This is a genomic window from Streptomyces sp. NBC_00425, from assembly GCF_036030735.1.
Classification (GTDB): domain Bacteria; phylum Actinomycetota; class Actinomycetes; order Streptomycetales; family Streptomycetaceae; genus Streptomyces.
In genome coordinates this window covers 824,547-837,344 of record NZ_CP107928.1, presented here as the reverse complement: position 1 = coordinate 837,344, position 12,798 = coordinate 824,547, and the positions used below count along the sequence as shown (strand labels likewise).

General features: G+C 70.8%; 8 protein-coding genes and 1 pseudogene. 4 read left to right on the top strand and 5 right to left on the bottom strand.

From position 1 onward, the window contains the following. Positions 1–190 precede the first annotated feature (190 nt). The 3 genes from OHS82_RS03665 to OHS82_RS03655 form a co-directional block, all read right to left on the bottom strand. Positions 191–3,853: a LamG-like jellyroll fold domain-containing protein gene (locus tag OHS82_RS03665; protein ID WP_328433254.1), complete on the bottom strand. Its 3,663-nt coding sequence runs from the start codon at positions 3,851–3,853 to the stop codon at positions 191–193. A 455-nt stretch (positions 3,854–4,308) separates the two neighbouring features. Beyond that, positions 4,309–4,623: a hypothetical protein gene (locus tag OHS82_RS03660; protein ID WP_057581934.1), complete on the bottom strand. Its 315-nt coding sequence runs from the start codon at positions 4,621–4,623 to the stop codon at positions 4,309–4,311. 163 nt (positions 4,624–4,786) lie between these two features. Next, positions 4,787–6,133 (bottom strand): HEAT repeat domain-containing protein, encoded by a 1,347-nt coding sequence (locus tag OHS82_RS03655; protein ID WP_328433253.1) that lies wholly within the window; start codon positions 6,131–6,133, stop codon positions 4,787–4,789. Positions 6,134–6,306: 173 nt separating this feature from the next. Between OHS82_RS03655 and OHS82_RS43410 the strand changes: the two genes are divergently transcribed. Continuing rightward, a protein-coding gene (locus OHS82_RS43410; protein ID WP_443041925.1) for an IS630 family transposase occupies positions 6,307–7,391 on the top strand; the annotation gives its coding sequence in 2 pieces (ribosomal slippage) (positions 6,307–6,832 and positions 6,832–7,391; 1,086 coding nt in all). 298 nt (positions 7,392–7,689) lie between these two features. On the opposite strand, the gene OHS82_RS03640 is transcribed toward OHS82_RS43410, so the two are convergent. After that, entirely contained in the window at positions 7,690–9,489 is a 1,800-nt protein-coding gene (locus tag OHS82_RS03640) for an ABC transporter ATP-binding protein (protein WP_328433252.1), read from the bottom strand. Positions 9,490–9,817: 328 nt separating this feature from the next. On the opposite strand from OHS82_RS03640, the pseudogene OHS82_RS03635 reads away from it, so the two are divergent. The 3 genes and pseudogenes from OHS82_RS03635 to OHS82_RS03625 all read left to right on the top strand — a co-directional run. Then, positions 9,818–10,229 (top strand): annotated as a pseudogene (locus OHS82_RS03635) (DUF418 domain-containing protein); the annotation flags it as partial. A gap of 135 nt (positions 10,230–10,364) precedes the next feature. Next, positions 10,365–11,015 (top strand): DUF7691 family protein, encoded by a 651-nt coding sequence (locus tag OHS82_RS03630; RefSeq protein WP_057581926.1) that lies wholly within the window; start codon positions 10,365–10,367, stop codon positions 11,013–11,015. Positions 11,016–11,343: 328 nt separating this feature from the next. Continuing rightward, positions 11,344–11,757: a VOC family protein gene (locus OHS82_RS03625; protein ID WP_057581925.1), complete on the top strand. Its 414-nt coding sequence runs from the start codon at positions 11,344–11,346 to the stop codon at positions 11,755–11,757. 575 nt (positions 11,758–12,332) lie between these two features. On the opposite strand, the gene OHS82_RS03620 is transcribed toward OHS82_RS03625, so the two are convergent. Continuing rightward, entirely contained in the window at positions 12,333–12,752 is a 420-nt protein-coding gene (locus tag OHS82_RS03620; RefSeq protein WP_057581923.1) for a winged helix-turn-helix transcriptional regulator, read from the bottom strand. Positions 12,753–12,798: the final 46 nt, after the last annotated feature.

Below are 12,798 nucleotides of genomic sequence, written 5' to 3'. Positions count from 1 at the left end.
CCGTGGCCCTGTCCTTGCCGGTCCGGAGGCCGACGGCGAAGCGCCCGGAGCCGTCGGTACGACGGTTCCCCGGGCGCCTGCCGGCGGCATCGGTGACGTGGCGGGCGTGATCCCGCGGGCGGTGGGGCGGGAGGCGTCGCCCCGTTACCCGGCGATCGCGCGGGTCGCCTCGCCGCTGAAACGGCTCGTCTCAGCGCACCTCCTTCGCGTACGGCGCCACGGCGATCCGGTCGATCAACGGCGCGTACCGGGAGCGGAGCAGCACGCCGGGGAAGGTGTCCGAGGCGTAGGTGGTGCCGTCGAAGTTCGGGAGTTCCTCGGAGCGGAAGGTGAGTGTGTTCCGGCCCTTCTCGAGCTGGACGGGGACGGTCAGCTCCCAGAAGTCGTTCTGGTGGAAGGTGTGCGGGAAGAAGACCCGCCGGGTCTCGCCGCCGTTGACGGTGACGTCGGCGTGGCGGGTGAGCGGGTCCGGGTTGTAGTGGGTGGCCGGGGACTGTTCGGGGTTGGAGTAGCGGATGCGCAGTGCGTGCAGGCCGGACCTGTCCGCGGTGACGGTGAACGTGGCGGTGTTGCCGTTGCCGGGTTCGCCGCCGATGCCGCTGATCGCGGTGCCGTCGGTGGCCAGGGAGAGGGAGCTGAGGGTGGCCGAGCCGGTGAGCTCGGCGTCCCGGGCCTCGTACGTGCGCGTCCTGAGTGCGCCCTCGGTCGGGGTGACCGTGAGGCGGTCGACGAGGGTGACGCCCGAGCCGCCGGTCACCGTCACCTTGTTGACGCCGCCGGAGAGGGAGACGGCGGCGCTGTGCGCCCGCTTGCCCAGACGCAGGACGTCGTGGCCGTTGACGGAGACTCGGGCGTCCGTGCCGGCGAGGGTGTCGATCCTGAGGGTCGCCTCGCGGTCGGCGGGGGAGTAGACCCAGAACGTGGCGGTTCCCTTCTCCGGGAGCCGGGCCGCGCCCGACCCGGTCGCCGGCCGCTCGGGCAGGTCGTAGACGGGGCGCGACCCGCTGCCGAGCCAGGCCAGTTCGCCCTCGTACACCTGCGTGCGGGCCGAGGCGTCCGGCAGGGACAGGGTCAGTCGGTCCACGATGGCGTCGCCCTTGGTGGCGCGCCTGCCGTCGAGGCTGTTCGCGGCGAGCGTCAGGGTGTGCTTGCCCTTGGTGAGCCTGACCTGGGTGTCGCTGTGGTCCCACACCACCCACTTGTAGCCGAGCGGCAGGTGCAGCTCCTGCTCGCTGTCCGCCGTGCCGTCCACCCGCAGGAACACGTTGGTGGGGCCCTGCTCGCGGACCTTGTCGAAGGTGTTGAGGGAGTTGGCGAAGACGCTCAGGTCGTAGGTGCCGTCTTCGGGCACGTCCACGGCGAAGTCGAGTGTGACGTCGGAGCCGGTCCGCAGGCCGCCCACGTCGTAGCCGCCGGACGTGTAGAACTTCGACACGTCGCTCGTGGAGCCCTCGGGGCCGTTCTTCGAGTAGCCGGAGCCGGTGTGGGCGGCGTCCTCGGCCTCGTACGAGCCCTGCCAGCGCACGGGCGCGGACTGCGTGGCCTTCGCCTTCCCGGCCGGGCTGAGGACGATCTCGTACGCCGAGGACTCCTTGAGCGTCGGCAGTGCGCCGTCGCCGAAGTCGGCGGACACGGTGCCGTCGGCGCCGACCTTCAGATTCGTCTCCGCGAGCAGCTTCGGGCCGGGGTTGTCACCGATCTGCCCGCTCCACTCGATCTCGCGGATCCAGGCGTGGACGCTCGTCCCGAAGATCTTCTTCGGGACGCCGGCGAAGGTGATGTGCCCCTTGCCGGTGGAGCCGCCGAAGAGCAGCCGCGCCTGCTTCTTCTTCTCGTCGAGGGTGGCGACGCCCTGCATCGTGTAGTTGCGGCCGGGGAAGGGCGGGTCGACCCTGACGGTGTGGCCGCTCATGGAGGCGTAGGAATGCAGCAGCCACCACTGGCCGTTGCCGCGGTTGGACTGGACGGCGGAGTCGGAGAGGTTGCCGTCGATGTTCCAGTACGCGATGTCGGCGTCCACCTTGGACTCCTCGATCGCGGAGACCCACTGGATCATCTGGCCGGGCACGGAGGTGTGGTAGTTGAAGGCGTACTCGTTGATGTTGACGGGGAGTCGGGTGCCCTCTCGGTCGGTTCCCTCGAACAGGGCCTTCTCCCATGCCCGGTAGGTGGTGACGCTGGCGCGTACGGCCTCCGGGTGGCTCAGCTCGTGCCAGGTGATCACGTCCGGGAGGGTGCCGGCGGCGAGGGTGTGCGTGAGGAAGCCCTTCACCTGGTCGTACAGGATGCTGGTGTTGGGGCCGGCGATGCGGGCATCGGGCATCTTGCCCTTGATGAGCCTGTAGGCCGAGTCCCAGGCGGAGAGGAAGGCGTCCGGCGAGTTCAGCCAGCTGGTCCCGTCGTAGCTCCACTCGCCGGTGCCGAACATGTTGCCCTCGGGCTCGTTGAACGGCACGAAGACGATGTTGCCCTGGTATCGCTTCGGCAGGCGCAGCACCTGGTCGACCTGCTTGGCGATCTTCTCCTCGTACAGCTTGACCTTCTCCGCGGGGGTGCCGCCCGGCCACTCGTAGGGGAACCCGCGGTGGATGTCGGTCATGTAGATGTACACGTCACCGTCGGTGGAGTCGGCCAGTGGCCTGACCACCTCCAGGGCGTCGGCTCCCGGATGCTGGGGGCCGTCCTGCGCCTTGGTGGAGACCGTGCGCAGCCCCATGCCCTCGATGAGGTTGTTGGTGGGGACGTCGGGTCCGTACACGCCGTACAGGGTGCCGGAGGCGCCGCCGTGGAAGGCCCCGGTGTCCGAGCCGAGGTCGACGGTGAGTTCACCTTCGCGGACGACGGTGACGGTCGCCGTCACTCGTCGCCCGGCCGCGGTGCCTGCCAACGAGAACGTGCCCGGGCGGGCGTACTTGTCCGCCGGTACGGAGTCCCAGGCGATGGGTGTGTCGCGGTCGTAGCCGTCGGAGAAGGTGGAGCGGACCGCCGGGGGCAGGGCCGGGGCTGTTCCGGCGGTGGTCCGGACTTCGAAGGACGTCTGCGACAGCGCCTGGAGCGTGGGGACGTCGCCGACGACACCCGCCACCTGCTCGGCGGTGAGCGCCGAGTGCCAGACCGTGAAGTCGTCGATCGCGCCCTTCAGGAGCGGATCCGGGTAGAAGGACTTTCCGATGTAGCCGGCGGACGTGGCCGAACCGTCCAGCAGGTCCTTGGCCTTGACGGTCGTCGTGGAGGAGGAGACCGCGACGCCGTCGAGGTAGGTGGTGACCTTGCCGGCGCTGGTGTCGAGGGTGACCGTGACCGTGCGCCAGGCGTCGGCGGGGAGCGCCGCGTACCCGGAGACCTGGGACTCCGCGCCACCTCCGCCGGTGGTCACGGCGGTTCGCAGCACACCGCCGTTGTTGGACGGGGTGGTGAAGAGGTACTTCGTGGTGCCGGCGCCCAGGTCGAAGATCCGCTGCCAGGACGAGGCGTCGCTGCCCCACTTCACGCGGGCGGACACCGTCAGGTCGGTCGCGTCGCCGATCACCCCCCGGGGCAGGCGCACGTAGGCGCCGTCGGAGGTGGGCGCCCCGCCGGGCAGGGCGAGCGCCCTGCCGCCGTCCGTGCCTTCGACGGCCTGTGCGCTGGTGCCGTTGACCAGGCTCGCCGTCAGGCCGTTGCCGGAACTGTCGGTGATCTCTCCGGACGTGAGGTCGTCCTCGTCGAACGTGTAGCGGGCCGTGGGCTGGGGTGCCCCTGCCGCGTGTGCGGGGACGGCCGGCGAGGCCAGCAGGCCCGCGCCGAGGGCCAGGGCCGCGGCGGCGGAGGCCCGGCGGCGGCCTGAACTGTCAGCGGATGACGCGGATGACATGGACTGCGTCCTCAATCCTGTGAGTTGCGGGTCTCGGGCGGCCGGGCCGGCCCGTGGCAGCCGGCCGTATGCCGGGGCGGTGGAGCGCATCCGTCGGCACGTGCGGTATCGAATCGGTTCGATTCCGCGCGGGCCGACGGCGGAGGGCTTCACCGGATGAACGGGTTCGGTGCCCGGCATGGCATCGGGTCGTGGGGGGATGGACTCGGGTCGTCGGAAGGATCACTCCATCGAATCGGTTCGCAGGAAGCTAACACCGGGGAAATCCCGCAGCAATACCCCTGACGCAAGGAGAGTCGGCGAGGGCCCCGGATCGTGCGCATTGCCCTGATGTCGGGACGGGCGCCCCGATTCAGGTGCGGACGATTTCTCCTCGGGCGACATCGAACCGGTTCGCGCAAGTTGGTCTCAGCGACCGTCGCCCGCCCGTCGACTCAGCGTCTGCGGGCCCGCCTTCAGAAGGCGTGGGCCTCGACGGTGCGGCCGTCCGGGTCGGTCAGCAGGTGGTGACCCGGGGTCAGCGGCGGGGTGGCCGACCGGCCGTCGACGGCCAGGCCCAGACGCAGCACATCGGTCTGCCGGCCCGCACGAGACGGATACAGCTCGAAGACCGCGCCGTCGGCCAGGACGGCAGCGTAGTGCTCGGGGCCCTGACCGTGCCGCTCCGCCGTGAAGACCAGCCCGAGGTCCTCGTAGAAGCGCCGGCATTCCTCGAGCTCGGGCGAGTAGAGCACCAGCAAGGTCACGCGAGCCGGGTTCGTGTCGGTCATGGGCTCCGGTCCTCAGTGGGGATGACGCCCCCACGGTAACGCCGAGCCCTGACTGCCCGCCGTCCGTCTACCCCCGCTCGTCGTCGCAGCGGTCGCGGGCGTCCGCGTCTGGTCGATCCGGTGAGGGAGACGACCCGGCGGGCGGCAGTCGGGCGGGAGCCAGTCAGGCGGGGAAGAGCCCGGCGGGGGACGGCGGATCGGTGGGCGCGAGGATCGCCCGGCGGGTGCTCAGGGCGGAGGCCAGGAGGCTTTCGTCGATTCTCATCTCCGCGTCGCGGGTGGAGTCGTTGACGGGGATGCGGGTACGTCTGTCGATCAGGGCCGTCACGGCCGGCAGCGCGAGGCGTGCGTGGCCGCCCATCCGGGCGAGACCCGCCAGGTAGTGCTCGCCGACCGCGTAGTCGGCCAGGTGCGGGGTCATCAGGGCGAGCACCCGGGACAGTGCGCGAGGACCGGCGTGCCGCAGCCACAGCGGGGCGCAATCCGCCTGCGAGCGGCCGGGGCGACTGAACGTCAGGTTGTACAGCTGGGCCGCCTGTCGGAAGGTCAGCGGGCCGGCGTCCAGCAGGGCCCCGAAGATGTCGGGGGCGCGCGCGAGGCGGGTGATGCCCACGGGCCTGGCGGCGAGGAGAGCGGCGGCGGACGCGCTGTCGTACGCCGTCGCGGTGGACGTGACCCGGCGGGCCCTCGTCGTCGGCGTGACGGGGACTGCGGCCAGGAGAGCTCCATGGATCCGCATCGCCGCCTCGGAGATCATCGCTGTCGTGAGGGCCCTGCCGAGAGCCGGTGTGGCCTTCTGGCTGTGGCGCCGGACGAGCAGCGGCAGCAGCCTGACCGGGGCGATCCGCCAGTCGTGGCACGCCTCGCGGGCCAAGTCGGCGCCGATGTCCCGGGTGCCGGGGTCGTCGAGGAGACGGGCCACGAGGGTGTACGTGTCGTGCTCGCGCCCGAGTCCGTACAGGGCCTCGCCCCAGATGCGCCCGGTGTCCTCCAGGTGGTGAGCGGCTTCCCGGGCGTCGTCGAGGAGTGCGTCGTCCAGGGATTGCCATCGTGCGGGTGGTGCGGCCCTCAGCGTCTCCACGTGGGCGAGGAAGCGGACCGACGCGAGGCCGTCGCCGGTCAGGTGGGCGGCGGTCGGGCCGAGCGCCCCGGCCAGGACGGTGCGCACGACCGGATCGGCGAGTTCGCCGAGGGAGGAGAGAACCAGGTCGGGCCGTCCGCGGTGGCCGACGAGCCACGCTGCTCGGCGTCGCACTTCCTCGTCGGGGTCATCGAACCGGGCCACAGCGGCGTCGACGGCCTCCGGCCAGGGCTGTTCGTGGCTCAGGCTCTGGAGGAGGTCCAAAGCCGCTCGGCGTACGACGGGGGAGTCTGCGTGGGCGAGCCCGAGCAGCCGGGTGGCGACGGGGCCGGTGCGGTCGGCGCGTACCGCCTCGAAGAGCGCGATACGGGAAGGGTGGGCGGGTGTCATGGCGCTGCCGTCGGCCACGGCCTCGTCCGGCCACGTCATCGCGCGGGGCGGAAGTCGCCCTTCCGCGCTGGAGTTTCGATCATGGGTCGGATCATCCCAGATCCTCCACGGCACCCTGGAGTCGGGCCCGACCGCGGAGTGCGGCTACTGACCTTTGTGGCGTGATGTCGTTGGGGGCTGACGATGTGTGATCGTTGCGGTATGCCGGTGGTGTGAGGTATCCGCAGGGTGGTGGGCTGACGCCGGAACGGCAGGCGTTTCGTGAGCGGATCCGGCTGGAGGCCGCGGAGCGATTCGCTGCGGGCGCCTCCAACGCCGAGGTCGCCAAGGACTTACGGGTGAGTGTGCGCTCGGTGCAGCGCTGGCGCCGAGACTGGCACGACGCCGGCACCGAGGGGCTGCGTTCTGCTGGGCCTGCGTCACGGCCCAAACTGAGTGAGGCCCTGTTCACCGTGCTCGAGCAGGAGCTTGCCAAGGGGCCGGTCGCGCACGGCTGGCCGGACCAGACGTGGACGCTGTCGCGGATCAAGACGGTGATCGGGCGCCGGTTCCACAAGAGCATGACGCTGTCGGCGATCGCGCGGATGCTGCACCGGCACGGCTTCAGCCACCAGGTCCCGGCCCGCCGGGCGGTCGAGCGTGACGAGCAGGCCGTGGCGGGCTGGGTGAAGGAGACCTGGCCGCAGGTGGAAGGTCCGTGGCGGCGCTCGACGCCTGGCTGTGCTTCGAAGACGAAGCCGGTTTCTCGATGACGCCGCCCACCACCCGCACCTGGGCCCGACGCGGACTTACACCCCTCATCCGGGTGCGGGGACGCTCCCAGCGCCGCTTCTCCATCGCCGCTCTGGCCTGCTACAAGCAGGGTGAACGCTCACGGCTGATCTACCGGCCGAAGCGGCATGTCGATCACAAGCAGGGCGGCAGACGCAGCTTCACCTGGACCGACTACCGCGACCTGCTCATCGCCGCACACCAGCAGCTCGGCGCACCCATCGTGCTCGTGTGGGACAACCTCAACGTCCACAAGGACCGCCGATTACGGGAGTTCATCGACACCCACGACTGGATCACCTGCTACTTCCTGCCGGCCTACGCACCCGACCTCAACCCCGTCGAGGGCATCTGGTCCCTGTTGCGGCGCAGCAGCCAGGCCAACACCGCCTTCACCGACCCCGAAAACCTCATCAGCACGATCCGACGCGGTCTCCGCCAAATCCAGTACCGCAGCAACCTCATCAACGGATGCCTCACCGAAACCGGACTCACCTCGACGACATCACGGCGACAACGTCAGTAACGGGTGCGGCTGCGGATTCCCCTCAGCGCGGACCGACCGACCAGGGACCAGGGAACCAGGGACCGAGCAGGCGGGCGGCACGGCAACGGGCCGGCTGCCGGCCACGGCACGAGGGGCCGATGCGCGGCCGGCGACATCGGGCAGTCGGCTGCGCCGGCCAGGCGGACCGAGTGTGCGTGCACGGCCTCTCGCGGCCTCTCGCGGTCTTGCGCGGTCTTGACTGCTGTCGGCGTCGACGCGTGGGGTCGCCCGGCTGGGAATGCGGCAGGGGCCACCGGACGACCCGGCGCGTGGTGGGTCATCGGCCGGGAGTCAGGAGCTGGGTGGCCGCCAGTTGCGCGTACAGCCGGTCCTGGGCCACCAGTTCCTCATGGGTGCCCACGGCCCGGACCCGTCCGGCGTCCATGACGACGATCCGGTCGGCGCCGGTCACCGTCGACAGGCGGTGGGCCACCACCAGCACGGTGGTCTTTTGGGCCACCTCCGTGACGACGTCACGCAGCGCCAGCTCGTTGACGGCGTCGAGCTGCGAGGTCGCCTCGTCCAACAGCAGCAGCCGAGGCCGCCGCAGCAGTGCGCGTGCGACGGCGACGCGCTGCCGCTCGCCGCCCGAGAGCTTCGAGCCGCGGTGCCCGACCGGGGTGTCCAGGCCGTGGGGCAGGCGCTCGACGAGGGTGTCGAGCTTCGTCCGGGCCAGGACGTCGCGGAGGTCGTCGTCCGTCGCCCCGGGAGCGGCGAAGACGAGGTTCTCGCGGAGCGTGCCCGCCAGCACCGGAGCGTCCTGCTCCACGTATCCGATGGCGGACCGCAGCTCGGACAGGGACCAGTCCTGCACGTCCTTGCCGTCGACCAGGACCCGGCCGCCGGTGACCTCGTGGAACCGCTCGATGAGCGCGAAGACCGTCGACTTGCCCGCACCGGACGGGCCCACGAAGGCGGTCGTCCCGGCGCCCGGCACCTCGAAACTCACCTGCTCGTGGACGTACGGCAGGCCCGGGCGGTAGCGGAAGGACACGCCGTCGAAGCGGACCGACGCCGGCCCCGGCACCGCCGCCCCCTGCCGGGGCAGGACGTCCTTCCGTCCGGCGGTCGGCTCCGTCGCCAGGCGTTCGACCTGCGCGATACGTGAGATCGCGGCAGCCCCCTCCTGGTACTGGGACACGGCGTCGACCAGCCTGGACACCGGATCGATCAGATAGAAGAGGTACAGCAGGAAGGCGATGAGGGTGGAGACGGGGATCTCCCCGGACGCCACCCGCGCCCCGCCGACCGCGAGCACCGCGAGGAAGGCCAGCTGTACGGCGAGTTCGTCGGCCGAGCCGGCCACGGACTCCCACTTGGCGCTCTTCACGCCGTGCCGCCACGCTCTCCGTGCCGCCGCCTCCACCCGGACGGTCTCCCGCTCCTCGGCCCCGGACGCCTTCACCGTTCGGAACGCCCCGAAGGCCCGCTCCAGCGCGACGGAGATCTCCCCGACCGCCTGCTGAGAACGCTCGGTGGCCCGGGCGATCCTCGGCATCACCAGTGCGACGGCCCCGCCGACCAGCAGGACCACCCCGAGCGTCACACCGAGCAGTACGACGTCCAGGACCGCCATCATCACGATCGCCGCCGCGAAGGCCACCGCGCCGGTGGCCGCAGAGACGACCGCCTGCGTGCTGACCGCCCGCAGCAGCGTCGTGTCCGAGGTGACCCTGGACATCAGGTCACCCGGCGGGATCCGCTCCCATTCCGCGATCCGCAGCCGCAGCAACCGCCCCACCACGGTGCGCCGCGCGGCCAGGACCACCGACTCCGCCGTCCGCTCCAGCACGTACGCGCCGAACGCCTCGACCGCCGCGCCCAGCATCACCAGCACGGTGAGCCCGATCAGGATCCCGGCGATGGTCCCACCGGACGCCATCCGGTCCACCAGCGCCTTCGTCGCCAGCGGCTGCAACAGTCCCCCGGCGGCCCCGACCAGGGCGCACAGCAGGCCGAGGGCGACGGCCCACCGGTGCGGCCGGACGTACACGTACAGTGCCTTGACCGTCTCCCGGGCGGACAGGGAACGCTCATCCGTGGCCGTGGCCGTGGCGGAGGCGGATGCGGTGTTCACGAAAATCCTTTCTTCTGCGATGCCGCGGCGTCACAGTCCGCTACGCAGACCGAAGTGCCGAGGCAGTCCCCGCGCTCCTGGTGCCGGCGCGGTGTTCCATGCCTCAGCCTGAAAGCCCGGCCACCTCGTGCCCATCCGGCGACCGTCGGGTCCACCCCCGCCAAGTGGCTGAACCACACCGTCGCCCGGTCGCACCGGACCCGCCGGTCAGGACGAGTCTCCGCCGGTCGGCAGGGCGGTACCCGCCGATCGGCGGGGGAGTTCCCGAAGCCTGCCGGGTGGTCCGCCCCCGGGCGTCCACGCGAGGTTCGCCGTACGACACAGACGCGACCCGCTCCGCCACCTCGGCGAGGTCGGCGTCCTCGATCTGCTGCTCACCGGCTTCTATCCGGCACTCACGTGGATGTCGTTCGTGATCGCGGGCATGGCGCTGGGCCGCCTCGACCTGTCCTCCAGCACGGTCCAGAAGCGCCTCGCCGCGCTCGGCGCCACCCTCACCGTGACCGCATACGGGCATGTCCCTGCCGCTCGCCGGCAAGGGCGCGTTGCGGAGCCTCGCGGAAGACGGGCCGTCGTCCAGCGGCTCCGGGTCGATGCCCGCCGGCAGCGGATCGATGCCCCCCGACGCAGGGTCGTTGCCCGAGTTGTCCGCGTCGTTCCTCCTGAAGGCCGGTCCGCACAGCGGCACCTCGTTCGATATCATCGGCAGCGTCGGAGTCGCGATCCTCGTGATCGTGGGCGTCAGGAGATAACCCCTGCGCAGCGTGAGCCGGGCCTGGCTGGCACCGCGCCGTTCCACCTGTCCGGCTGGGCACGGGGCGCAGTTCCACCGGCCGCTGCCCCGCGTGTCAGTGGCGTTTGGCACGATGGCGATCATGAGTCACAACATCGCGTACTCCACCGCGGACAAGGCGGATGTCCTGGCCTTTCTGCGCGGCGACGGCAATCTGACTGCAGATCAACTGCGCCGCCTCGAGTCGATGCGCCGGGCCGCGCAGGCCGCCCAGGACGACCTTGACCGCCAGGGTGTCGACTGGGGCCTGTCCGTCCCCGTGGCACTCGATCACCTCATCGCCGGGCGGGCCGACTCGGATGCGCAGTGCGCGGGCAACGCCTACCACTGCGCTGTGCAGCTGATCATCGACCACAACGCGTCCGATCCGATGCACTTGGGCACCTACTCGAAGCCCTCGACGTTCTTCGGCCTGGTCGACGACGAGATGCGACGCCTGGGCGTACCCGCCGACCTGCTGCCCCATGGCTACCTCTACGGCGGGCTGCCCGACGGCTTCCCGTTCATCCCGCACTCGATCGACGGCTACCCCGCCATCGGCCATCTGCCGCTCGCCAGGGCCAAGCCCGCCGCCGAGGGCTACCGCGCGGTCCTGGACCGGATGCCTGCCGACTTCCAGTACGACGTGCAGGAGCTGATCGAAAAGCTCGAGACCGAGCACAAGGAGTGGGAGTACGCCACGAAGAACATCGGCTGGTACACCCAGGACACGCTCTTCTTCAAGCTCACCTGATCGACCGCACTGGGGGACGGCCTGCGCCGTTCCGCGCCGCGCTCGGAGCGGGGCGCGCCCCCTCTCGTGGCCATCGAGCCCGGCCGGGCGATCGGCCTTCGGCCACCTGCACCGAGACGTAGGCCCGAGACACTTCCTGCCCGGCTGGTTCAAGGTCGGCACGGGGTACGGGCAGGGTTACATGATCGCCACCCAGGTCTCGAACCAGACGTCGGTCGGCCACTGCTGACGGGGGCCTCGCCCGACCCGGGCCGGTCGCCTCGTCACCGGGAGCCCAGGACAGTGCCGCGGCGGCTCGATCCGGCATCTCTTGTGGCAAGATCACGGGATGCTACGACTAACCGACTTCATCATCGACTGCCCGGACACGATGAAGCTGGCAGCCTTCTACTCCGAGGTGACGGGGCTTCCGGTCAAGGCCGACAGTAACGAGAACTGGGCCGGTATCCGGTTCGGCGAGATCGAACTGGCCTTCATCCACGTGGAGGACTACCGCGCCCCGCGGTGGCCCGACAGCGAACACCCCAAGCAGTTCCACCTCGACTTCGAAGTCGACGACGTCGAGGCCGAACAGCGACGCGTCCTGGCCCTCGGCGCGACACTGCTGCGGGACTGTATCGGCCCCAACGGCTACGGCTTCCGCGTCTACGCCGACCCCGTCGGCCACCCCTTCTGCCTCTGCCGCAACAAGGGTGTCATCTGGACCGATCAGGGCCCCGTCTGGCCCAAGCGCGACCAGTAGGCGTCGCGAATCGGGGCGAAGGCGGGCAGCCGGCCACCACGGCTGCCGCGCCTGCGCCGGTGACCGGCAGACCGGCATGGGCAGCAGGCGCGGGAGGAACACGCCTTCTCGGCGCGGACCCGCTGCGGCCGGGTCCGATGTGCTCCCGCCGGGCGGCTCGCGCCGGGCATCCGGCAGCCGACGGGCACCGGCGGATGCCGGCGATGAGTTGCCGCCTGGTCGCCTGAACTTGCGCCGACGCTTCGGGCCAGGTTCTCGCAACGGCTCACCGACGCCGAGGCGCACAAGGGGAGCAGGGCCGTCGCGGGCGGTGCGCGGCCCGGGTCGAGCAGTGCCGCGGCCTCGCGATGCGGACGCACCGGCTTGCCGTCGCCTGCCAGGCCGCGCTTCCGTCACGATCAGCACGAAGCAGCTGATCACCCGTCGGGGATCCGAGCACGTCTACGACCCTTCGGGCGTCCAACGTCTGTTCCTGCAGCGTGCGTTCGCCCACCTGCCGGTTCCGCAGGCCTCCGGGATCTTGTAGGAGATCCGCGACGCATCCTCGAAGCCTTGCTCGCCCCGGCCTGTGCGGCTCAGCTGTCGACGACGTCCGCGCTCGCCTGTTCACCTGTCTGGCAACTTGGACGAGGGGAGCGCGGGGCGGGAGTGCATGCTGCTTCCTGGGCGGCCATGACCTCGTCGCCGTACTCGAAGGCCCAGGCGCCGACGGCGTCGATGGGCGCCAGCAAGGTCCCTCCCAGAGCGGTGAGTCGGTACTCGACCCGTGATGGTGCGCCGGGGGCCGGCAGTCGGTCGACGAGTCCGTTGAACTGCAGCCGGCGCAGAGTCTCGGTGAGGACCTTGGAGCTGATGCCCCCGATCCGCTCCCGCAGTTCGACCGGGCGCCTCGGACCGTCGCGAAGTGCCCAAAGCACCACGGCGTTCCAGGTGTTGGAGAGCAGGTCGAAGGCGAGGCGGGCACGGCAGTCGGCGAGGAAGGCGTCGTTCGTCACGAACCAAATGGTGCCCGAACGGCCTTCTAGCGTCGGTGTGAACGGT